The organism is Scytonema sp. UIC 10036 (assembly GCF_009725235.1).
In genome coordinates, this window is the sequence record NZ_WJFC01000147.1 from 1 (window position 1) to 23871 (window position 23871).

21 protein-coding genes and 2 pseudogenes are annotated in these 23871 nt (G+C 41.4%); 12 read left to right on the forward strand and 11 right to left on the reverse strand.

Features of this window, described 5'->3' with window-relative positions; genetic code table 11:
* The first annotated feature begins 157 nt into the window (after positions 1 to 157).
* The 3 genes from F7734_RS42950 (at position 158) to F7734_RS42960 (ending at position 1661) form a co-directional block, all read left to right on the forward strand.
* On the forward strand, positions 158 to 760 hold the full coding sequence (locus F7734_RS42950) for a heme-copper oxidase subunit III (protein ID WP_155750493.1): 603 nt from the start codon (positions 158 to 160) through the stop codon (positions 758 to 760).
* 99 nt (positions 761 to 859) lie between these two features.
* The gene (locus F7734_RS42955; RefSeq protein WP_155750494.1) at positions 860 to 1144 is read left to right on the forward strand and encodes a hypothetical protein; all 285 of its coding nucleotides are present in this window, start codon (positions 860 to 862) and stop codon (positions 1142 to 1144) included.
* Between the two features lie 319 nt (positions 1145 to 1463).
* Positions 1464 to 1661 carry a hypothetical protein gene (locus F7734_RS42960; RefSeq protein WP_155750495.1) on the forward strand — a complete coding sequence of 66 codons (198 nt, stop codon included), beginning with the start codon at positions 1464 to 1466 and terminating at the stop codon, positions 1659 to 1661.
* A gap of 106 nt (positions 1662 to 1767) precedes the next feature.
* Here F7734_RS42960 and F7734_RS42965 read toward each other — a convergent pair whose 3' ends face one another.
* A complete protein-coding gene (locus tag F7734_RS42965) occupies positions 1768 to 3216 on the reverse strand; it encodes an RNA-guided endonuclease TnpB family protein (protein WP_155750496.1) in 1449 nt (482 codons plus the stop codon).
* Positions 3217 to 3336: 120 nt separating this feature from the next.
* On the opposite strand from F7734_RS42965, the pseudogene tnpA reads away from it, so the two are divergent.
* A pseudogene (gene tnpA / locus F7734_RS42970) lies at positions 3337 to 3695 on the forward strand (IS200/IS605 family transposase).
* A gap of 83 nt (positions 3696 to 3778) precedes the next feature.
* On the opposite strand, the gene F7734_RS42975 reads toward tnpA, so the two are convergent.
* Both F7734_RS42975 and aspS read right to left on the reverse strand, forming a co-directional pair.
* Entirely contained in the window at positions 3779 to 5704 is a 1926-nt protein-coding gene (locus F7734_RS42975; protein ID WP_155750497.1) for an iron uptake porin, read from the reverse strand.
* A gap of 325 nt (positions 5705 to 6029) precedes the next feature.
* Complete coding sequence (gene aspS, locus F7734_RS42980; RefSeq protein WP_155750498.1) at positions 6030 to 7328, reverse strand: aspartate--tRNA(Asn) ligase; 1299 nt, start codon at positions 7326 to 7328, stop codon at positions 6030 to 6032.
* 381 nt (positions 7329 to 7709) lie between these two features.
* On the opposite strand from aspS, the gene F7734_RS42985 reads away from it, so the two are divergent.
* Entirely contained in the window at positions 7710 to 7868 is a 159-nt protein-coding gene (locus F7734_RS42985; protein ID WP_155750499.1) for a hypothetical protein, read from the forward strand.
* A gap of 125 nt (positions 7869 to 7993) precedes the next feature.
* A complete protein-coding gene (locus F7734_RS42990) occupies positions 7994 to 8782 on the forward strand; it encodes an ABC-2 family transporter protein (protein ID WP_155750500.1) in 789 nt (262 codons plus the stop codon).
* A gap of 260 nt (positions 8783 to 9042) precedes the next feature.
* Here F7734_RS42990 and F7734_RS42995 read toward each other — a convergent pair whose 3' ends face one another.
* From F7734_RS42995 to F7734_RS43015, 5 genes are all read right to left on the reverse strand, one after another.
* On the reverse strand, positions 9043 to 9462 hold the full coding sequence (locus F7734_RS42995; RefSeq protein ID WP_155750501.1) for a VOC family protein: 420 nt from the start codon (positions 9460 to 9462) through the stop codon (positions 9043 to 9045).
* 218 nt (positions 9463 to 9680) lie between these two features.
* Positions 9681 to 10658: an SRPBCC family protein gene (locus F7734_RS43000; RefSeq protein ID WP_155750502.1), complete on the reverse strand. Its 978-nt coding sequence runs from the start codon at positions 10656 to 10658 to the stop codon at positions 9681 to 9683.
* Between the two features lie 62 nt (positions 10659 to 10720).
* Positions 10721 to 11068 (reverse strand): metalloregulator ArsR/SmtB family transcription factor, encoded by a 348-nt coding sequence (locus F7734_RS43005; RefSeq protein WP_155750503.1) that lies wholly within the window; start codon positions 11066 to 11068, stop codon positions 10721 to 10723.
* A 594-nt stretch (positions 11069 to 11662) separates the two neighbouring features.
* Positions 11663 to 12250 (reverse strand): hypothetical protein, encoded by a 588-nt coding sequence (locus F7734_RS43010; protein WP_155750504.1) that lies wholly within the window; start codon positions 12248 to 12250, stop codon positions 11663 to 11665.
* A gap of 366 nt (positions 12251 to 12616) precedes the next feature.
* Positions 12617 to 14359, reverse strand: a complete 1743-nt coding sequence (locus tag F7734_RS43015; protein WP_155750505.1) for a helicase C-terminal domain-containing protein — start codon at positions 14357 to 14359, stop codon at positions 12617 to 12619.
* A 301-nt stretch (positions 14360 to 14660) separates the two neighbouring features.
* On the opposite strand from F7734_RS43015, the gene F7734_RS43020 reads away from it, so the two are divergent.
* Positions 14661 to 14861, forward strand: a complete 201-nt coding sequence (locus F7734_RS43020; RefSeq protein WP_166482505.1) for a DUF3574 domain-containing protein — start codon at positions 14661 to 14663, stop codon at positions 14859 to 14861.
* 108 nt (positions 14862 to 14969) lie between these two features.
* The gene (locus F7734_RS43025) at positions 14970 to 15602 is read left to right on the forward strand and encodes an FMN-dependent NADH-azoreductase (RefSeq protein ID WP_155750506.1); all 633 of its coding nucleotides are present in this window, start codon (positions 14970 to 14972) and stop codon (positions 15600 to 15602) included.
* Between the two features lie 115 nt (positions 15603 to 15717).
* Here F7734_RS43025 and F7734_RS43030 read toward each other — a convergent pair.
* The 3 genes and pseudogenes from F7734_RS43030 to F7734_RS43040 all read right to left on the reverse strand — a co-directional run.
* Positions 15718 to 16275: pseudogene (locus F7734_RS43030) on the reverse strand (Ig-like domain-containing protein); the annotation flags it as partial.
* A 75-nt stretch (positions 16276 to 16350) separates the two neighbouring features.
* Positions 16351 to 16692, reverse strand: a complete 342-nt coding sequence (locus tag F7734_RS43035) for a type II toxin-antitoxin system HicB family antitoxin (protein ID WP_207714341.1) — start codon at positions 16690 to 16692, stop codon at positions 16351 to 16353.
* A gap of 20 nt (positions 16693 to 16712) precedes the next feature.
* Positions 16713 to 16997 (reverse strand): type II toxin-antitoxin system HicA family toxin, encoded by a 285-nt coding sequence (locus tag F7734_RS43040; protein ID WP_155750508.1) that lies wholly within the window; start codon positions 16995 to 16997, stop codon positions 16713 to 16715.
* Positions 16998 to 17153: 156 nt separating this feature from the next.
* Between F7734_RS43040 and F7734_RS43045 the strand changes: the two genes are divergently transcribed.
* From F7734_RS43045 to F7734_RS43060, 4 genes are all read left to right on the forward strand, one after another.
* Positions 17154 to 17297: a hypothetical protein gene (locus F7734_RS43045; RefSeq protein ID WP_155750509.1), complete on the forward strand. Its 144-nt coding sequence runs from the start codon at positions 17154 to 17156 to the stop codon at positions 17295 to 17297.
* A gap of 176 nt (positions 17298 to 17473) precedes the next feature.
* Complete coding sequence (locus F7734_RS43050; RefSeq protein ID WP_155750510.1) at positions 17474 to 19900, forward strand: TIM-barrel domain-containing protein; 2427 nt, start codon at positions 17474 to 17476, stop codon at positions 19898 to 19900.
* Between the two features lie 641 nt (positions 19901 to 20541).
* Positions 20542 to 23334: an MHYT domain-containing protein gene (locus F7734_RS43055; protein ID WP_155750511.1), complete on the forward strand. Its 2793-nt coding sequence runs from the start codon at positions 20542 to 20544 to the stop codon at positions 23332 to 23334.
* A 174-nt stretch (positions 23335 to 23508) separates the two neighbouring features.
* Complete coding sequence (locus F7734_RS43060; protein WP_243147386.1) at positions 23509 to 23868, forward strand: UPF0175 family protein; 360 nt, start codon at positions 23509 to 23511, stop codon at positions 23866 to 23868.
* Positions 23869 to 23871: the final 3 nt, after the last annotated feature.

Sequence of the window (23871 nt, forward strand, 5' to 3'; positions counted from 1 at the left end):
AGTTGTTGGTTGTTAGTTGTTGGTTGTTAGTTGTTTTCCCACCAACCACCAACCACTAACCACTAACCACTAACCACAAACCACTAACCACTAACCACTAAACACTAACCACTAACCACTAACCACTACCCACTACCTTTGAAGGAGAGTTGATTAAATGGACAGTTCTATCGTTTCAGAAGAATTACATCATGCCGCGCACGGGCATGTTCACGATGAAGAAGGCAATAAAATGTTTGGCTTCATTGTGTTTTTGATCTCAGAGACTTTTATTTTCCTCAGTTTTTTTGCTGGGTATACTATTTACAAAACAACTGCCATAGACTGGTTACCTCCTGGTGTTTCAGGGTTAGAAGTTAAAGACCCCGCAATTAACACGGTGGTTCTTGTTTCCAGTAGCTTTGTTATTTACTTGGCAGAACGTGCTCTTCAACGTCATGATTTAACAAAGTTTCGCCTGTTTCTTTTGCTAACGATCGCAATGGGAACTTACTTTCTTGTAGGACAAGCGATCGAGTGGAGTCACCTCTCCTTTGGTTTTACCACAGGAGTTTTTGGTGGGATGTTCTACCTCTTAACTGGCTTTCACGGTTTGCACGTTTTTACTGGCATTCTATTGCAATTGATTGTGTTTGGTCGCTCTTTTATTCCAGGTAACTACGATTCAGGGCATTTTGGTGTCAATGCGACTTCACTATTTTGGCACTTTGTTGATGTCATTTGGATTGTTTTGTTTATCCTTATTTACCTCTGGCAATAATTCCATTCACTGTGTGCGACTGCAGAGCGATCGCAAACTTTGATCGTTAATGCCTTTAAATTGGGTAGTATCTACTTGAACTATTACCAAGGGTGCATTATGACTGAAAAAAAGCCGCATAGAGGGGAAGGCAGAAGGGAAGGGGGAAAGCGCTTCCTTTCCGAACAGCCATTAACAGAAACAAAGGTAGCAACTTTTGTAGAACAATTTCAAGCTGCTACTACAGATAGGGAAAAACTTTTGGTTGTCTCCTCATTACTAGACGCTGTAGCCAACGATTACTTAGATAGTCCAGAACACCAGCAGTCCGGAGAAGCAATCCATAGTGCGTTTTCTCGTCTTGCTTCTCGCATTAACGAGAACGAATCATTAAAGTCTGCTTGAGCCAATCTAAAAGTGAACTTATCCGACTTAGTTCTAGATTGACCTCAAACTGAACAGTGGATATTTCCTTCCTACGCAACCAGTAACCTTTAGCTGAACGGTGAAAACCGTCCAGCTAATAACCTTTGTTTTCCATATGGTGGACAAGCTGACTTGTCCACTACAAAAACACTACGCCAAAGGATATGCGTACCAAGTTAATGTGAATTCTGTAAGACCTAGACCTATGGGTATTGTACCCAGGATCGATGCATGGTAAAACAAAATTTGATCATCCTATAAATAAGATTCGCATTAAATGCTCTTGAGTGAAACGAAAATGGTTAGACGGCATAGTCGGCAAGCATTGGCTCATGAAAACACTATCCTGGCTGCAAAAAACTTTTTGGTAGAAATGGAAAACGGTGCCACACTAGAACAATTAGAGTTTATCGCTAGTGCTGCTGGTGACATTGCTCTTTTTTGGCACTTAATTGGCAATCCTGATGAAATTCCTTTATACGAATTACAGGGTTAGCCGGGGTATATTCTCATTATCATGCCGAAAATAGATATCTGAATCCCTTTTTTCACTGTTGCACTTTAACATTTGACGCTCACCGCCCTAAAAGGGACGGTGATTATCAAGACATTGCTGTCTTGATATCCTGATTGCTCAGGTTCCCAGGCTCAACACGTTTGCCCAAAGGGCGTGCTGATGTCTCCTTGCGATTTTTCAGGCGTTTAACTGTTCCTTCACTAGACTTGCTAGTGTTGTCAGCAGGTTTCGCGGAGTCCCCACGTACCAAACTTAAAGCTCTATCTCGAATTGTTTTTGCAGCTCCTAGATCGGCGTGGGACATGTGACCACAGCTTACACAAATGAATCTTTCTCTATCGCGATTCAATTTGTCTGTATGTCCGCAGTTTCGACATTCTTGTGATGAATGTTTTGGGTTAACTTTGATTACCACTTTGTACTGCTTCTCAGCAAGATACTCAATTTTTGAAGTTAACTCCGACCAACTAGCATCCGAGATAGACCTATTTAAACCTTTTTTTCGGCTTTGTCCGTTCTTTAAAAACCGTCCTGTTTTCTCATCTACTTTAACCTGGCAACGTCGTAACATTCCTGCTACGTTTAAGTCTTCCAAGCCAATAGCATCTACATTACGAGAAACTATTTTGTTTGCTACATACCATTGGTATGCTAAACGTTTGTCACCAATCCGTTTATGTAATCTTCCAACTTTTTTGGCTGCTTTTTTCCTGTTTTTACTGCCTTTAACTCTGCGACCGATCCGGCGCTGTCTGACTTTTAATAGATGTCTTGTCTTTCGGTTTGTGCTGAACTTGGGATTATCAATTTGATATCCATCTGATAGATGAACAAGTTTGGTAATACCTAAATCGCAACCAATGACTTTCTCAACTTCTGCTAAAGGTCTTGAAATATAGTTAGGTACATTTGTGTCTTCTATTCGGACAGATATATACCAACCGTCTTGACGCTTGCGAACAGTTATAGCTTTGATAGTAAAACCATCAGGTATTAAACGAGAATTGTGAAACCTCATCCAACCTATTTTAGGTAAGTAGATTTTGTTTCCTTGTACTTTTGTCCCTACTGTATAGGTAAAAGAAGTGAAGTTGCTACGATTCTTGAATTGTGGGAATCCTCTGCCCTCAAAGAAATTCTTATACGCTACATCAAGACGTTTAACGTTTTGTTGCAATACTGTAGAATCAATCTCAGCATACCAAGGTCTAGCTTGTTTAAGCATTGGTAGACTGGTTATTTGAATATCTCCTGCACTTCTTCTAGGGTTTTTAAGATTTCCTTCTTTATCTAGCTTCCCATCTTTCCAGGGTTCTCCCGTAGCTCCATTCTTGCTAACAAAACAAGTTATAGGACAAGCCACCGCTCTTGTTCTAATGTCGCAATAGTCCCCTTGAATGAATTGGTGATTATACTGGGTAATCCTATCATTCAAGCACCAGTTGTAATGACTCCTGAGCAGATCAACCCAGTTGTCCATTTTTTCAGATTGAGAGATATTAGGACGTAGCTTGTAAACATAGTTTGTTAGCAAGTGATATCACCTCCTCTTTAGTTTCGTGTTATATTTGGTCTGTCATATGAATTCTATATGGGTCTGCTTGTGGTGTCAAATAACTTCCGTAGTGAAAGGCATTAGGTTTCTGACTTAAAAATCCATTTGGTCTGTGTAACTAAATACCGTAGGTCTGTATTCACTAAGGAAAGTCTTGCAGTGATTAAAGAATCATTTCTAGACGTAGCCAAAAAAATGGAGCTTCAAATCCTGGAATTCAATGGTGAAGCCGACCACATTCATGCTTTAATCGAATACCCTCCAAAGCTCTCGATTTCTCAAATAGTGAATTCACTCAAAGGCGTATCTAGCCGGATGTATGGAAAAGCTGGGTTCAAAAAGCCCTATGGCAAAGATGCTCAATGGAAGTCCCAGTCCCAGTTGTTTCTTCTGTGGGTGGAGCGCCAATTGAAGTTCTTAAAAAATACATCCAGAATCAAGAAAAGCTGCTCCTTTAGAAGGACGGGGTTTTAAACCCATTTTTTTGATAACTTTTCTTTGTTTGTATCGTGTAGAGACTAGCCATGCTAGTCTCTACGTACTAAAACGTGAAAGTAGTACGAAGTACACCTACAGTTGTGGTGTCGTTTCTGCTATCACCTTCTGGATTGAATAGAACGAACGCACCTGGAGTAATGCTGATGTTGTTATTGACTTTGATACGGTAATATGCCTCTAAATGGTAGGGAACAGCACGATCTACACCTGTATTAGCAAGTCTAGCATCACCATCGGCAGAGGTTCGATAAAGTGGCTGTCCGAAAATAATTCCTGCATTATTTCCTTTTCCAAATAAATCGCTAAAGTGAAGCCCTGCCATCCAACTTGTGAAAGTGGTAGAAGCATCCACACGACCAGAAGAATCATCAACAAATATAGCTGCTCCATAGCCAGAAAGAGCTACTTTTGGGGAAACCCGCCAAGTGACTGTACCACCAACAGAGTTCAGTTTGACTGGTATTCCCAAGGGAACATTAGCTAAAGCACCGATATCACTACTGGTTAATCCCGTACCCAAGATATTGATTTCGTGATAACTGTTGGCATAGTTTAGAGCAAAATCGAGGGAACTACTGGGTCTAAAAGTCAATTGTGCCGCTACGACACTACTGCCTCCAAACACTCCTGCACCCAGGGGCGTGCTGGATACTCCTGGCTGTATATCCGCGCCGGAAAGAGAAATGTTAGCGTTTGCACTGCCATACAAAGCTCTTAAATCTAACTGCTTTGAAACGTTAAAAATAAAGCCAGCCGCTGATGCCAAACCAGAACCAGAAGTACCGCCGGAGACACGTACCACAGGGTTTAAACCTGCAAAGCGAGAAATAGACTCCTGCCCTTCACCATAAAAAGGTGTGATTGCAGGAAAGGCGTCAGATACTTCTGCCGCAGGTCCAGCAAACAAAGTGAGTTTATCAGCAACGGGAAAGATATAAAGCAATTTGTAAAGCTCAATATCGTTGGCACCAGTTTCGGTTAATGTCTTAGCATTAACGCCGGGAAATTGAGGCTCAAAACTGACACGTGCGCTGCTAGCACTCAGTAAATCTGAAGCTAAGCCCAAAGATTGTTGAACGCTGCCACTACCACTTACACCACCTAAAAAGTTATGCGCTTGCAAACCAGTAATTAATAAGTCTTTGCCCGTAAAACTAGTGTTGAGGTTTAACCGCACTCTATTCACTAGAATAATATTGGGGTCATCATTGCCAGGAGCACCTCCTGTGGCACCAATACCTGCGATAATAGCCTCACCATTCAGTTTGGTTGTTGTGGAAAACTGATTTGCTTCTAATTCAGCTGCACGAGTTTCTATAGCATCTACCCGACCTCGCAGTGTTGCTAGTTCCGCAGCAAACTCTTCTTGCAATCTCTGCAAAGTCACTAAATCTTCTTTTCTTACCAAATCAGCAGTGGCTGTAGCAATAAGTTCATTGACTCGATCTAAACACGCATTCAAACCAGCTGCAAATTCATAACGAGTCAAAGCACGGTTACCCCTATAAGTGCCATTTGGGTAACCAGCAATACAACCATAGCGCTCCACTAGAGATTGCAATGCTTGAAAAGCCCAGTCTGTAGGGTTCACATCAGACAACTGTGATACAGATGTAACCTGTGCCGCACTTGATACTTGTGAAGATGGTGAGACAGGTAGAATTGAAGAACTAGGAGCAATGGTCTGCCCTAAATTCCTACTTTCTTGCGGTTGATTGACAAAAGGTAAATTTTGTTGTTGAGATAAAGTAAATTCTTTCTGATTTAGGTTGGGTACAATATTGCCATATCTAAACTCACCTGTTAGATCGGTGCTAATATTGTTGCGAATTACTAAATTGTCCGGATCTATGAATGCCTGTTTTTCCTCTGCTATTTCGTAACGATCTACAGCTAAAGCAGGTAGTATATTGGCGTACAGACACAAAAAACTGGCTCCACCAGCATAAGCTAGTAGACATATTTTCATGGCACATCCTCACACTTATAGTGACAACTTAACTAGCAAGCTTTACAAACAACAAAGTCAGTAAGCTCATCGAAAATTTTACACCATAAAAGTGTTAAATTTACTTTAATTTTTTTTTTAAACTACACTAAATTTGATTTAAAATACTTTCATTAAGAATATTTGCCATTGGTGGATAATATATATAGCGAACATGAAGAGTCTGTAAATTTAGTTTTGCTCCTTCACTCTAGCCGTCCTGTGAACCGGGCGAGCAAGGACTCCCACCCGGCATTCTGGGATAATTGATTTCTTGAAAGCCCCGTCAGGAGCCAGTGACCTATATCTAAGGTGAAATTCGATATCTGTCTCTTGGATAAAGAGTTGCTTGTTTGATATTAGGAAGATTCAAAATTCGTGCAGTAAGTCTTTCTAAGCCAATAGCTAATCCACCATGAGGTGGCATTCCCATGTCAAACATTTGTAAATGATTTTCAAAACATACAGGATCGATCGCACGCTGGCGGAGTGCTTGTTCCAAATCCTCACGTTTGTGAAGTCTTTGTCCTCCAGTTGTAACTTCAAGACCCTCAAAAAGAAGGTCAAAGCTTTGCGATGCTCCATTTTTATCTCTTGGGTAGGTATAGAATGGACGGGCTGATAGTGGAAATCCTATCACAAAAAGAGCACTGATTCCAGTTTCTGATTCTGCAAGTTGACAAAGTTGGCGTTCGGCTTCCGGATCTAAGTCGTCTACAAGGTCAGTACGACCGCAAGATTTATTCAATCGCTCAAGACATTCTTGAAATTCCCAAATAGGGACATCAATCATTTTTGGCAAAAGCTGAGTTCGATATCTTTTGATGATATCCGCGTAATTCTCATTAAGCATCTCAAAAATGTACGTCAAGAGTTCTTTTTCCAACTGAATAACCTCTTCAAGATGCTCAATGAAGCCTAGTTCAAGGTCTAAAGAGTAGTATTCTGTAAGATGACGGCTACTGGCGTGGGGTTCGGCGCGGTAAACATGACCTGTTTCAAAAACTCTTTCCAATCCAGCTACTCCTTGCTCTTTATAGAACTGAGGACTTTGAGCAAGGTAAGCAGAACGTTCAAAATATTTAATTTCAAATAAATTCGTCCCTCCTTCTGTTCCACTAGAAACTATTTTGGAGGTGACAATTTCAGTGAAGTGCTTTTCCCACAGAAATTGACGAAAGTAATGCACAATTGCTGCTTGTATCCTAAAAATATCGCCAACGCTAGGATTGCGAAGTGATAAAGGACGATAAGCCAAAATTGTGTCAATGCCAATTTCAGAAATGTCTGAGGAAGAATTAAAGGGAAGAAAATGAGAGACTCGATTTAAAACACAAATGTCAGAGACTTCTATCTCGAAACCACTACGAGAACGAGAATCAGGTTTGACCCAACCCTTAATTTCAACTGGTTCATCAAGTTTTAAAGAGAGCGCTCGCGTGTACGCTGAATCTGCGACACACTGAATTTCACCGCTACAGTCTTTGAGAACGATAAATGTTGTTTTCGCAAGTTCTCGAAGACGGTATATCCATCCCCGAATTAAAACCTGTTCTGAAAGTGATGGGTGAAGAGAACCAATAAGTACCCGTGCCGTATTTACCATATGCTACAGTCCGCAAGAAACTACAAATGACCATCAAATGAGGTTTGTATTGTTTAATTGCTGGAACCATATCAACGGCGGTACCATCCAGCTTCCACAAGCTCAATTTTTTTGCTTCTCAGCACAAGAATGTGGCACTTAATTGCTGCAGTGTCGTTGCAGTGACGTTTCGCCCTACTAATGCCTATCCCAATCAGTTTTTCACTTCTATTGGAGATTTCCTGTTCAAGCGAACCTCTCAGACGGGTCTGTCGTCCTCCACGAGTTGAGTGAATTTTAGCAAATTTTTTGCTATATGCTGTTGTTCATAATTCCGAAATTGCGTTAATCATTATTGTATTACAATTGTAGCATAAAGCCGCCGGAAGAGGTTTATCGCAGATGGCAGCCGTAGAATTAGAAAATTTACGCAAAACGTTTACCCTAACTCGCGGTTGGGGACTCAACAAAGCCCGCAAGGAAATTGTTGCAGTAGATGATATCAGTTTAAGCGTTCCCGCAGGTCAAGCGATCGCTCATATTTACTCTCAAGAATTTTAGATTTTGGATTTTGGATTTTGGATTGGGTAATTAATGACAAATTGCTAATTGCTAATTGCTAATTGCTAATTGCTAATTGCTAATTGCTAATTGCTAATTGAAGACTGACAAATGACTTTTGACCAATGAAGAAATACATATGGATTGGCTTAACAGCAGATCGGTCCAACCTTGTTTACATAGGAGAAGTCGCATCTAGAGGAATTTTCCTATTTGTAATACTCTATATTTTCCTGCAATTGTGGCGCGTAACTTATGCAGAAACAAATGCCGAACAATTAGGAGGGTTAACACTCTCACAAATGATATGGTATTTAGGTATTACTGAATCTATTGTGCTTTCAAATCCACCAATTGCTCAAGAAGTAGACCACGATGTTAGGACAGGAGCACTAGCAGTACAACTGATACGTCCTGTATCTTACCCCTTATATCGCTTGTGGACGGCTCTAGGCGATCGCATCGTCCGCTTTAGTTTGAATATATCAGTAACAGTAGGACTTGTGCTGTTATTTGTCGGATTAATTCCCATTAGTTTGACAAGTCTCCTGTTATTTCTAATAGCATTGCCACGAGCATTTGTATTAGATTTCTTAGGAAATTTTTTAGTTGGCTTAGCAGCTTTTTGGCTAGAAAATACTTCAGGGTTGATGCTGATTTACGGTCGAATTATGATGATTTTAGGCGGTATGCTTCTTCCATTAGATTTATTACCTAATGAGTGGCACCCTCTATTAAAAGCTCTACCCTTTGCCAGTATTTTATATGGTCCTGCTCGTTTGTTTGTTAATACTGACTTAGCTTTTGCCAGTAAATTATTACTCAAACAAGGTATAGCTATAAGTGTGCTGGGTTTATTAGTGGCTTGTGTATATAACACAGCAGTCAAACGAATTCATGCCAATGGAAGGTGATTTTCTATTTTCAATATTTAACCGCAGATGCACGCAGACGAACGCGGATGTTGGTTTCTGCCATCAGCGTGCATCAGCGTTCATCTGCGGTTCCAAAAATTAAAAAAGTGAGGCTAAATGTTATCAAATATACTCTCATACTTAAAATTAGCTGCGGCATATGTTCGCCTGAACTTAAACGCTCACTTGGAGTACCGTGGGGCGTTTATTACCCAAGTCGCAGCAATGATTCTGAATAATAAATGTCTAATTATCTATTTTTATCCAGCATCGCGATCGCAGTTAATCATCCAGGGAATGCCAAAGCGATCGACGAGCATCCCGAAACGGTAAGCCCAGAAAGTTTGTTGATATGGCATTTTCACTACACCGTTTTCTGCCAATGTGTTAAAGATACGCTCAGCTTCTGCTGGATCGTTTAAGCTAATCGATACGGAAAAACCTTTTGTTTCTTCTTGGTATTTTGGTGGATTGTCTGAACCCATCAATTCTTGCTCGCCTATTGTCAGTGCGACATGCATAATTTTATCGTGCCATTCTGGCGGTATTTGATCTGCATCTGGCTCTGGCGACTCTCTATAAGTCATCATGGCTGTGATTTTACCACCCAAGCACTGCTCGTAGAATTTAAACGCTGTCTCACATTGACCGTTGAACATCAGATATGGATTCAACTTCATGGTTTACTCCTTGTGTGAGATGTAATTGTTTAACATCCAATTACAGTACAATTGTACTGTAATTGGATGTCTACTGACAAAATTTATAAAAAGGTTACAAAGTCTTTTGGACAATTCTCAAATTTGTGAGGTACGGGAAGAAATTATTAACCGCAGATGAACGCAGATGCACGCAGATGAAATGGAATAGTTCTATTAATGAGGTCTCTGGTTTGCGTTCATGCTATTGATTCAAGGAGTTGTTCGAGACGATTCAGGCTCTCGTTCAATCCTGTTTCCATTCCTGATTGAAGATGTCCGTCTCGCTGTTCAATTGACGAATGCAGAATAAGAATTTGTAGTGTTGTTTTCCCATCTTGCTCTGTTAGGGTTAGTGTATTCAGATGGTCGCTGTTGGGAACGGGTTCGTAACGTTCGGTAGCAACTAACTTTTCTGATGGTATAATTTCGCGGTATTCGCCTGAAAAGCCGTGGTCTACGCCGTTGCTAGAATCGTGCAAAACATAGCGCCATTGACCGCCTACGCGTAGGTCGATTTCGCAAACGGTCATCGTCGTGTTTGTACAACCTCCAAACCAGCGTTTGATATGTTCGGGTTGAGTCCATGCTTTGAAGACGAGTTGACGCGGAGCATTGAAGACGCGGGTTATGAGAATTTCGCGATCTGATGGTAATGTCACTGTTAAACCATTCTGCTGATGTTTGGCTTGCTTTGCTAGGAATTCGTCAAGGCAATCGAGGCTAGAATTCCATCCGTCAACAACTCCCATTTCTTCGTGCTTGCGGCGATCGCTTTCAGATGCGTGCATAATCTGGAGGGTGAGTTTAGTCTGACCGTTTAACTCCTCAAATATGGCTGTTGTCACAATTCCTTGTGGCAAATCCATATTTATAACTTGTTCAAAGCCTTCGTCAAATTCATCGGTTGTGACAATCCGTTCTGGAGGCACGATTTCGCGGAAAACACCCTTGACGGGGTATTCCTTGCCATCTGGACCAACCATAACATAGCGCCATTGACCGCCGGGACGAAAATCCATTTCAGTCACGCGGGTTGTGAAGCCTTTTGGTCCCCACCACTGCTCGATATGTTTTGGCTCTGTCCATGCCTTGAACACAAGTTCTCGTGGAGCTTTGAAAATACGGACGATCTTAATTTCGCGTTGAGATTCACTGGAGTCATTTTGTTTCAACATCTTGTTTCTCCTTAAAGATGGCTCGATAAGCCGGGTACGGCTTGCGCCGAAGCGATCGCACATTATGGTTCGCGATCGGATTTTTCTTCTGCTTGCAATTCTTGTAGATACTCGTCTAGGCGATCGAAATTCTGTTCCCAGAACTGGCGATATTGCTCGATCCAATCTGCTGCATCCTTGAGCGGTTCTGCCTCTAGCCTACAGAGTCGCCACTGAGCGTCTCGCGTGCGTGCAATTAATCCGGCACGCTCTAGCACTTTGAGATGTTTGGAAATAGCAGGTAAGCTCACCTCAAAGGGTTTAGCTAGTTCAGTCACCGATGCTTCACCCTTAGCTAGAATAGCCAGAATGGCACGCCGAGTGGGATCGGCAAGGGCGGCAAAGGTGACGCTCAATCGGTCAGTGGACATTTAGGATAGAAGTATTTAACCGCTTAGTTAATTAAATACTAGGTTAAATGTACTAGTAAAAAATGTCAAGGAAAAAGTTTTTACCAAAATTGCTTGATTTAGAGCGGATTCTAAGATACAATACGTAGCCCAAGCTCAGTTTCTGAAGGTGAGTTCCATGCAGACCCTGACAGGAAAAGGCAGTACGTTATAATGTCTCTAACACCTTCTTTAAGGTGACACGGCATACGCACACACTTGATGTGCTACTTATGATTAGGCGAAAAGATTCGATGTTATTGGATTCTAGCTGACACCAAAGAAGTTGCCGAAAACTTTTTTGCAAATGTTTCAGAGTGAAACGAGCAACTTCGGGAGGAGGTTCTGGTATTTGAAGAAGATCGGCATTGTTCTAAGGTCTGGTGATCGCCTACCTCTAAATTTTTATTACAGTTCCAATGATTCTTGGTTGCTAGATTCTCGCAAGTAATAAAAAACTGGTTGGGCAATCGCTCTTACAAATTGTATACTAAGTATAGTTACTGCTGGAAAACTCATTACTGGCGCGATCTTACCTCCAAACCACTAGAGCATGGAGGTTTGAATTATGAATTGTTAACTAGCTTTATTTTCTGTTTCCAATTGTTCTTCTATGTTATTGCTTATAAATTCTAAAGCTTCCTCCATTTCATCAATAATGAGATTTTGTAAAAATATAGGAATTTTATTAAAATGATAATCCCCGCCACAGCTATTTATTATCCATTTTTTCAATTCTCCCTTTTTGAGTTCGTACTCTTCTGAATCTATTTTTAATTTACTTTCAATTTGTGGTGTATAATGACTTGTCCAAAAGCTCCGAAAATTAACAATTACATGATTATCATAATGTGTTAAGTCTTTTCCCAGCTTCAATGCTATAATTTTCAATGCGGTTTTATAGCCTTTTAATCCTGAAGTATTAAAAGCTCTGTGTTTACAAATCAAATCCAAATGTTCGCAAAGATGAACCCCATAGGAACCAAATTCTTTCTTGATACTTTCTGAAAATTCAGAAGGAAACATTGACATAATCCTTAGTGTGTTGTTGAATTTAGCGGTAATATCCGCAAAGGTAAAAGGAGATTGAACTTCTTTTACAAAACTAATATTACCAACGTTGGCAATGCTGTCACCTGTGAGTGAAAATATCGGAAATTGCACTATCCCGACATTCCCATTCCCCTCTGCCCTCGAACACTGCTGCCAGCGCTCAGATTGCCCAAGTTTAAGCAATCTTGGACAGAAGTTGAGTAAGCGATCGCGTTCCTCCCCTACTCCCCTCCCAATACTTGTCGGTTAAGCCTTTTTTTCCTCCCCTGCACCCCCTACAACCCCTGCACCCCCTGCTTGTCTCACGCGACAATTTTCTTAACAGAGCAGTATTGACTCCCCTCCTCTAACCAGTTACTTTTTCATAACCAGTAATAATTTTAACTATTTCTTATGCCAAAAATCTAACCAGTTAGTTCAATGTTAGGATCGACTAGCCCCGTCTTAGTTGCAGCTCAGCTTTCGAGAAGCGCTAAACTAACCGCGAGTTGGAAGATGAGCCAATTTTCTCTGACGCAAATCTGCTGTAAGAGATGCTGGGTCAAGACCATTATCCCGATACGCCTGCATAGCGCGTTCTCGCCATTCCAAGTTAGCCTCACCTGGAAAACTACGTCTGAGGTTACGGACAACAGAAACTGCATTTTCTGCCCATGTTTGAAATTCTTTTTGATTCCAGTAACAAACATCTGAGGTATGAGGCATAGCACCATTCTCTATGGTCTTACAGGGTGTGACCATGACCGTGATAATTACTGCATCGCTACGAAGCTGAACATTAGCTTTAATCCAATTAGGATGTGAGGCTGCTTGTCTAACCTTATTTGCTCCAAGTGGTGTTTCTTGGCTATTAACGGAATGGTCTTCAAATACAATACAAAAATCATCACCAGCAATCCACCAGGGGTCTGGAGCAGCATTAACTTCAGAATTTGCTGCTTGATACCCTAGTAGACGACCTAATCTTTCATGACCGTCTTCAAAGGCTTTAGAATCTTCTTCTCTTACTTTACTAAGATTTTCAAGAATTTTTTTCTCTTCCGCATCAAACTTCCTATCATTTGCGGTACCGAGTGCTAACAGTTGTGTTTCTAGTCCTTCAATCACAGCAGCAAGCCTAAAAACATCAGCCCGGTTTTCTTGCTGATTTTCAATATATAAACGAGAGAGTTCATAGAGCCATCGAACCCCTTCAGCGGTATTAGCTGCTCGCTGGAAGAAATCACGTGCCACGCTTTCCATAGAAGAAATTCCATCTTTTGCAGCCATCCAAGCTGCACTGCCAGCAAGATAGTACCAAAAGGCTCTATAGCCTTTAACATCATTTCCACTAAGTGAAGTCAAAACAGAACGGCACTCTGCAACTGCTCTTTCATAATCACCATTCCAAAGGGCATATTGATACCTTACTTCATTAATAACAGCGTTCTTTAATTTATCTATGCCTGGGAGTTGACATTGTAGTAGTGTATCTCTGCGAGAGATTATTTCTTCTTCTGCCTCATTCCATTCTTCCTTATGTTCTAGGAAGATCCGCAGGTTATCAAGAAAATCCTCTGCTTTAACATCCCTAGATTGATCATTTCCAAACTCAAGTTCAGCTTGAATTTCTGGATGTAAAAATGGTCTCTTATCCTTATCTAGCAAGAATTTATTCAATTCTTCTCCCAGGACTATTACGGCTGCATAATCGTTAGCTGCTCTTGTACAGCGTCCGACTGCCTGTACAATTCGAGTGAAAATTCTCTCATTGAAAAGAATACTAGCAGGCATTCGAGTTACCAGAAACTTTTCTTGCAAATTTGTTGCTCGTTGCAGTCCCTTCACAATTAGAAGGCGGCATTCATCGCCAACCAAATCAATGCCATCGTAACGGTTTGCCACTACTGCAACAGCTTTTTCTGCTGAGATAAAAGGCTGCTTTGATTGTTCAATTTGAACTGCATCGAATATTTTGTACCCAGTTTCTTTAGGTATCTTGTTTTTGAATTCAATAGCTGTACGTTCATCTGGAACAAGGACAAGTGACCTTGGTGTTGCTTTCATCATATTGATAGCAAGGTTGAGTGCTTCTTCTTCATCTAGACATCTTTCTGGAAACAAAAACAATCTACGACCAATACCTTGCTTATTCCATCCTTCTGGAACAGACAAAGACACTATTTTTTCTACGCCTGCCACTCTTTCTAGTTCGCCTCCTTCTCCTAATGTGGCAGACATATAAATACGTTGTTTGGCATTAGAGAAAGGGAGATGAGTACGAGTAGGTGGTAAAAAAGGACGGATTAAAATAGAGTTATAGCTGGTATATATATGACATGAAAATAAGTGATTTCGCAAAACAGACCAAGAATACTGTAGGTCAGTTTTATTATTAATATGCTCATCAAGTATTGCAGTTAACTCTGTTAGTCTATCATAAATGTAAGGTGTTGCAATTTTTTCAAACCATTGGGTATCTCCAACATCATCACATTCACCAACTAATCGGCGGTAGTGTTCATTAGGTAAAACTTCACGGATAGCGGAGTTAACAGGTAAGGGTCAATTCAAGGATTCGAGTAAAACAGTCGTTAAAGAAGGGTCGAAGCTTTTAATCTTGCTTTATCCTTTTAACAGTGACACTAACAGAAAAATTCAACAAATGAGACAGGCATATGTAAAGAAGTTTCAACAAGAGTCCGTGTTGCGTGTTGATGAACAGTCGTGCGTATCTTTCTAATCGATCGCAAGATTTTGATAGTGTCACAGAAATCAGGTAGTTGAAGGGCGAGTTTCTAAGCTGAAATAGTGATGGAAAACAGGCTATAACTCAACAGAATCCATAACTATGGCACATTTACTGCATATTGATTCTAGTCCGCGTGGCGAACGTTCCCACTCTCGCCGTATGACCAGAGAATTTGTTGAACAATGGAAGCAAGTTCACCCAAACGATACTGTTACCTATCGAGATATTGGACACAATCCCGTTCCTTATGTAGATGAATCCTGGATTGCTGCTGCTTTCACCCCACCAGAACAGCGCACACCCGAATTGTGGGAAGCTATTCGTATCAGCGACCAACTAGTAGACGAGTTCTTAGCGGCTGATATCTATATTGTTGGTGTTCCTATGTATAATTTTAGCGTTCCTGGCACATTCAAAAGTTATATTGACCAAATTGTTCGGGTCGGACGCACTGTTGCATTTGAACCCAATGATTCTAGCAACGTTTTCAAGCCGCTCGTCCTTGGTAAGAAAATGTTTATCATTGAAGCACGAGGGGATTCAGGCTTCCATCCTGGTGGGCGATACGAGAGCATGAATCATCACGATCCATACCTTGTTACCGTCTTTGGGTTTATGGGCATTACGGATATCACCTTCGTTCATGTTGAAAATGATGAGTATGGTGGGCAAAAGTTAGCAGAGTCGATTGCCAAAGCTCGTACCAAAATTGCCGAGTTAACAGCAGCATAATCAAAATTCTGCCATCAGTAGGTTTATGTCCATAGGTTGAGTGTACTAAAGTGGCAATTGTTTTTAGATATACATCTACCTTGGAGGGCGCATACCCCAATACTTTGGAAAACTCTTCCAAGGACTGATTTTTTTTACCCGATACCTTGAAGCTTTTCCATTCAGAGAGTTTAGGTAATAGATTGCCACCTTAATCTTTAGGGTAAGCCGAATTAAAATAAACCAAATCCGTTGGTTGAATAACTCGATATGCTGCTTTATAACTAGATTCTGGCACATTGACTGTAGAAATATTTAGTTGCAAATTCTTCCCTGATGGAAAAATATTTAAACCTTCAGGAACCCATAAATCTCCTGCTAAATCTCCTGTTTCATACTTCACTGTAACAGGCTTACCCAAAGTATGCCCAAATTTATCTTTGATATTTTCACCAAAAGTTATTGTATAAGTTGTTGAAGGAGTGAAAGCATAAGGATTAATATTAATAACTTTTTCTTGGTCATTCACTTGGATGAGGCGAGAAATAGCTTTTGGTGCGGGATTAATTTTAATATTCTCAATAACTGAGCTTGCTGCTAATCCATTGTTAAATACAAGTTGAGGAGCACCTCTAACAAATCTCCCAGAAGTTCCGCTTGGATCGGGTTGACCGCAAAACTGAATTCCCTTAAAACCATCTAAGGATAATTCGTACTTTACCATTAATACGGTTCAGTATAGTTTAGTGTAAAAGGTAAACAAAACTTTTTAGAAATTTGTATTAATTACCTTATCTGCGGCACTGCTCAATACTTCATCCATCCAAGCATTAATACTTTTACCTGCTTTAGAAGCTGCAAGAAAAATTTTGCGGTGACGTTCTGGTGTTGTGCGAAAGGGAAGTTTTCCAGAAAAAGGTTTATCGGGTTCTTCCCCTAAGTCTTCACAAAAAGCAAGATAATCATCTACCGATTTCTGAAATTCCTGACGTGCTTCCTCGACTGTTTTCCCTTTAAATGTTACTACATCATTAATATCTAATACACGCCCAAAAATAATTCCTGCTTCTAAGTCAATTTCTAAACTTGCTGTGTATCCTTTATAAGTCATCATAGTTTTCACTTTAAAACTTACTCATCATCATTTACTAATGTTTTTGGTTCAACACCTGCTTTGATTAAAAATTCTCGTACCGATTTAACTGCACCTTTATCAGTTTCCTTTTCTGGATGGGGTTCATGAAATACAGCTTTGACATTGTTTAATTTCACTCTCACCCGTGACCCTTGACCTTGGCGTATATCAGCATTCAATGCTCTAAATAAGTTTTCAATATCCTGCCAGAGAATATTTGCGGGAATCGGATTTGTAAAAATAGATTCCAAAACCTGACGCTGTTTGTTATTTAAATTCATTTAGCAGTCACAATTTATAGTACATTTGTTTTTTTAACCACATTAAAGTACATTTTTTTTATGATATCATAAAAAGATATCATAAGCTCGACACCTTAGACTTGGCAACACTTGGAGATGACGATCTGATGGTGATTGATACAATGGTGTTGACCTATGCGTGCTTACACGTATAAGAAAGGTATCAACAGGCGATCGCTGTTCATGCTGTATTTCAGTGAATTGAGAACTACCACGATTGCTTTTAAACTACCTGATAGAACCAGCAGACTGAATGAGCGATCGCTTTTTATGTGTTGATATGGCAAATAGATAAAGAAGTAGCACGAACTGTCACTTTGATGCTTCTCAAGTCAGTGCATGAGTCGAGCTTTATCAGAGATGTTTAAAATTCTGCCATCAGTAGGTTTATGTCCAATGGTTGAGTGTACTAAAGTGGCAATTGTTTTGAGATATACATCTACCTTGGAGGGTGCATGCCCCAATACTTTGGAAAACTGCCCACAACTGACCAACCTTGGACTACTATTGGTACGGTGCAATCTGTCAACAAGAGCAATAAGCCGGGGGAGGCTTGCGCTAAGAGCGAACGCACGATTTATCTGGAGTGTGGTGACGCCCGTGTTAGCATTAGCATACTCGCATCCAACTTGCTAAGAGTGCGGATGTCACCAACAGGTGAATTTCAGCCCCGTCGTCCTTGGGCGGTGACACTGGATGACACAGAATGGGCAGATGTGCCTTTCGAGGTGAACACAACAGATACTGTTGTAGAAATTGAAACCGAGCAGATACGCGCGATCGTACACAAAGAAAAATGTCGTATAACCTGCTTTGATAAAGAAGGGCGTCCTTTTACTCAAGATACAGAGATGGGAATGGGTTGGCGATTGGGTGCAGTCGCCGCGTGGAAACACATAGAAGCAGAAGAGCACTTTTACGGATTTGGCGAACGCACAGGATTGCTTGATAAACTAAGCGAAGTCAAAACCAACTGGACGGTTGACGCTTTAGACTACAGTACCCAAACTGATGAAATGTATCAGGCAATCCCGTTTTTTATAGCCTTGCGTCCCCAACTTGCCTATGGTATTTTCTTCAACACCACTTTTTGGAGTCAGTTTGACATTGGTGCAGAAGCACCAGGTACCTTGAAAATGGAAACTCGTGGGAGCGAGTTAGATTACTATATTATTTACGGTCCTGAACCTGCAGACATTCTTCGCACTTACACCCAGTTAACAGGTAGAATGCCACTACCGCCAAAATGGTCAATTGGCTATCACCAATGTCGTTGGAGTTACGAGTCAGAAACCATAGTACGGGAACTAGCGCAAGAATTTCGATCGCGTCAAATTCCCTGTGATGTCATCCATCTTGACATTGATTATATGCGGGGTTACCGCGTGTTCACCTGGAGTCCCAACCGCTTTTGCGATCCTGCAAAACTGATTGCTGACTTGGGGCAAAACGGTTTTAAAACCGTCACCATTATAGATCCAGGAGTTAAATACGAACCAGAAGCCAATTATCACGTATTTGACCAAGGGATAAAAAACGACTATTTTGTCAGGAAAGTTGATGGGCGGTTGTTCCACGGCTATGTTTGGCCGGAAAAATCCGTATTTCCCGACTTTTTGCGTTCCGATGTGCGTCAGTGGTGGGGAGACTTGCACAAAAGCTTAACTGATGCAGGCGTTGCGGGAATATGGAATGATATGAACGAGCCAGCCATTGACGATCGCCCTTTTGGAGATGGCGGGAATAAAATTTGGTTTCCTCTAGATGCACCCCAGGGAGGGGACAAGGGAGAGGGGGGAGACAAGGGAGAAGATTCTACCTTGTCCCCCTTGTCCCCCTTGTCCCCAAATAGGGCAACTCATGCTGAAGTACACAACCTGTACGGTTTGTCAATGGCGAGGGCGAGTGCAGAAGGTTTGCAACGTTTACGTTCCAATGAGCGTTCTTTTGTGCTGACTCGTTCTGGTTTTGCAGGAGTGCAGCGATGGTCATCAGTTTGGATGGGTGACAATCAGTCATTGTGGGATCATTTAGAAATGTCCCTACCAATGCTATGTAATATGGGTCTGTCAGGTGTAGCATTTGTAGGATGCGATATTGGTGGATTTGCGGGTAACGCCACAGCAGAAATGTTCGCCCGGTGGATGCAGGTAGGAATGCTCTATCCTCTCATGCGCGGTCACTCAGCTATGAGTACAGCACGCCATGAACCGTGGGTTTTTGGAGAACGTACAGAGAAAATTTGTAGGGAATACATAAATCTACGCTATCAATTGCTACCCTACCTTTACACCCTCTTTTGGGAAGCAGCAACTACAGGGACTCCCATTTTAAGACCATTACTCTACCATTACCCCAACGATCCCAAAACTTACACGCTCTACGACCAAGTTTTGCTCGGTCCTAATTTGATGGCTGCACCTATTTACCGTCCCGGAATAGAGTATCGTTCCGTATATTTACCAGAAGGAACCTGGTATGATTGGTGGACGGGAGAAAGCTATCACGGACCAGTTCACATCCTTGCTCATGCACCACTAGAAACTATGCCTCTTTACGTCCGCGCAGGTGCAATTATTCCCATGCAACCCGTGATGCAGCATATCGATGAGATTCCACTCAACCAATTACGACTGCGTATTTGGCATGGTGCTGGTGAGTTTACTCTTTATGAAGATGACGGACATACATTTGAGTTTCAAAAAGGAGCTTTCGCAACAACAAATTACCGTGTCTTTGCCAATGCAGAACACACAATTTTAGAAATTGGAGAACGACAGGGAGAATGGATACCACCATCCCGTGAAGTCATTGTCGAACTGGTTGGAGTTGGTGAACAGCAATTTCAAGACGATGGGAAACCACGTTCTTTGAAATTTTAATAGTAGGTTGGGTTGAGGAACGAAACCCAACATCAATTTCCAGGGTTTCATTCGTCAACCCAACCCACGTTGATAAATTTTATTACAAGTAATCACCCCAACTTAATATAAGTCCTGTTTGACAAAAAAAAAATTTATGTAAGAATAACATATGTGGAAAACAATACATATTATTTAAATCTACTTCAGATTTATTCATAAGCCGCGTCTACTTTAAAGCCCGTAATTTTTACCTGAGAGAAAAACTTCAGATTCCGATATGGAAGGAATTTATCTGTTTGCTCTAGCCTCAAATCTTGCTCTACCCCAAGCGAACAGAGTGTGAGTTTCGTGCATCTATAACAGGGAAACCCACTAACTCTCAATCGAGACTAAAACACGTCCATATCATGTCCGGTAGCATAACCATAAACAAGTTTCTTAATTTCTTAGCGCCTTAGCGACGGCAGGCGCTTCAACTCTGGGAACCAGAGCAACGCGCTGCCTCGTCTTTGCGTGATTTTTATTCAGGGTCTATAAGCCGACATAATATGACTCAGCGTTCCTCCGCGACAGTCACGGTACGCAGTTTCCAACCTTGCAGGAGTTTTTAGATGAAGTCTTTATAAAAAACTATTTAAAAACATTAAGGAGATTTAAGCATGCTAAGTAGCAACTATGACCAAGGTTTAGTCGCGTTATCGATAGTACTCGCAGTACTTTCATCCTACACAGCCTTAGATCTTGCTGGAAGAGTGAGTGCAGGGGAGAAAAAGGTCAGACTAGCTTGGTTGATTGGCGGTGCAATTACGATGGGTATTGGGATTTGGTCAATGCACTTTGTTGCTATGCTAGCATTTAGTTTACCAATACCCATCGTCTATGATGTGGGAACTGTTGTGTTCTCAACATTGCCCGCGATTGTTAGTTCAGCAGGTGCGCTTTTTCTCGCGAGTCGTCGGTTTTTGAGTATGAAGCGATTGCTGGTTGGCGGTGTGTTAATGGGTTTAGGTATTGCATCTATGCATTATATTGGTATGGCAGCAATGCAGATGGATGCCTCTACTCACTACAATTTCCTGTTGTTTGTGCTGTCGGTTGCGATCGCCATCGGCGCGTCTATAGCAGCACTGTACATTGCCTTTCAATTCCGCATGCAAACGCGTAACACTGGAAAATTGTCTCGGATTTTAAGTGCGCTCATCATGGGGGCTGCAATCTCCGGGATGCACTATACGGGAATGGCGGCAGTTTCTTTCACACCAACACAAGTTGTGAGTTCGATCGTAGCAAACCGCGCTGTGCAATCTTCTCTCAGCTGGCTTGCGCTCGGCATTGGCATTGCTACGCTGATTATCCTAGGTTTTACACTGCTGACATCCTTTGTGGATCGGCGCATGGCATCTCAAACGACTCTCCTAAAGCAGCAAGAAGCTGAAGCGCAAAGATTGCAACAATTTACAGAAATTACTCTACGCATTCGGCGTTCTTTGAAGTTGGAAGATGTTCTCAATACTGCTGTGAGTGAAGTACAACAAGCATTAGGTGCGGAGCGCGTTACAATCCATCGCTTGAATCGTGATTGGAGTAGTACTATTATTGCTGAATCAGTTGCCCAAGGTTGGATTTCTGCTTTGGAGCATAGAATGGACGATTCTTTTTGGGAACGTTATGTTGAATCTTATAACAATGGTCGAGTTTGGGTTATTGATAATATTTACGAAGTAGGATTTACTGAGGAGCATCTGGAGATTTTAAAGTGCTTTCAGATTAAAGCTTATATGGCTGCACCTATCCTACAGAACAATCAGCTTCAGGGTTTACTTTTTGCTCATCAGTGTTCTAATGTTCGGATTTGGCAAAAGTGGGAAATTGAATTGTTCCGACAACTGGCAGTTCAAATTGGCATTGCTCTAGAACAAGCAAATCTCCTCCATGAATTGCAACAGGCGCAGGAAGTACTGCGGTTACGCGATCGCGCCATTGCTGCTGCTAGCAACGGTATTCTCATTACCGATCCACGACAGGAAGATAACCCAATCGTCTTTTGCAATGCAGCATTTGAAAACATGACGGGCTACTCGAAAGAAGAGGCATTGGGACATAACTGTCGGTTTTTGCAGGGAGAAGGCACAGACCCTGCTACTGTAAGAGAAATAAACAATGCCGTCAACCAAGAGAGGGATTGCCAAGTTATTATTAAGAATTATTGCAAGGACGGTACCTCTTTCTGGAACCAATTGACTATTTCACCAGTACGAGATGCCTCCGGGCAAGTCATAAATTTTATTGGGATACAAGCTGACATCACAGAACAAATCCAAGCACAAGAACAATTGCGGCTTAGTAAAGAAAATTTACAGCATCAAGTCATAGAATTGCTAAATGATGTTGAAGAAGCATCTAAAGGTAACCTGACAGTGCGTGCCCAGATTAATACGGGCGAAATTAAGGTTGTGGGCGACTTTTTCAATGTTATTATTGAAAGCCTGCGCCACATTGTGGTTCAAGTAAAACAAGCTGTCCAACAGGTGAATGTGCTTGTTGGAGAAAACTCACAAGCGATGTGTCTGTTGGCAGATGATGCACTCAAACAAGCAGAGGAGATTACTCATACCCTGAAATCGTTAGATGCAATGGTACTTTCAATTCAAGCTGTAGCAGATAGCGCCCATAAAGCAGCAGGTATGGCACGTACTGCATCAACAACTGCAGAAGTTGGTAGAGATTCCATGGAGCGCACAGTTGATAGCATCACGAACCTCCATTTGACTATGGCAGAAGCTGCTAAAAAGGTGAAACGGCTTGGTGAATCATCCCAAGAGATTTCCAAAGTTGTGTCTTTGATTAATCAAATTGCCTTGCAAACCAACATAATATCTATCAATGCTAGTATTGAAGCAGCAAAAGCAGGTGAGGAAGGTCGGGCTTTTGCAGTTGTGGCAGAAGAAGTTGGGGATTTAGCCGCTCGTTCAGCCCGAGCCACTGAAGAAATTCAACATATTGTGCGAAACATACAGATTGAAACCAATGAAGTTGTGAAAGCCGTGGAACAGGGCATGACACAGGTAGTGGAAGGCACAGATTCAGTGAAAGATACCAAGCAACAACTTGGTGAAATTTTAGAAATGTCTCGCGAAATTGACTTTTTAGTACAATCCATTTCCCATGCAACAGTATCCCAAGCGCAAACTTCGCAAGAGGTGGTGTCTTTGATGAAACAAATTGCTCAAGATTCACTTCATACGAGCGATTTCTCTCGCTTGGTATCTAGTTCTTTGGAACAAACTGTAGACGTAGCACAGCAGTTACAAGCTTCAGTCACTGTGTTCAAGACTGATAATGAGGAAAGTCTGAATGTTGAACCGTTGGAAGTAGCAGACGCCGCCAAGTATTCTCTTCAGAACTCTGTTGAGTTGAATAATAACAATGGCAAGCATCCGTTGACACAGTAGGTTATGTAGAGACGTAGGGCTAGAAGCTCTATGTGTTTAATTCAGTAGACAGTTCAATCAAATGAAAGGCAAGATGCCCATGCCACAAGAATATAAAATTCATCTACCATTCAGAAAATTTAATTTTTGTATTAATGTACACATTGACACTTAAGGATATTTTGAAAGCTGAGGTTGAGAAAGCAGATTTATGACCACGTCCGAAGAATTGGGCAGCTAAAATTGAACTATGAATTGGTTGAAATTGCAATGCAACTGGAGCAAGTAGAAATTAAGTTTACCCTAGCCCTCGCTGGTATTTCCCAAGAGCAGAAGATGGAAGCTGAGTTTAAAGCGAAACAAGCTTATGTCATGACATTACTCAAACAGGGTGCGATTACTAAACATCGAGCCGCAACATTATTAGGTATAACTCGACTTGACTTAATTGAATTAATGGGGAAGTATGAAATCTCGACATTCTCAGAGCAGACGCGCTCTGAAATCGAGCAGGAAATTGCTCACGCCAGAGAAATGCTGAATCAACAAGAGTGAATT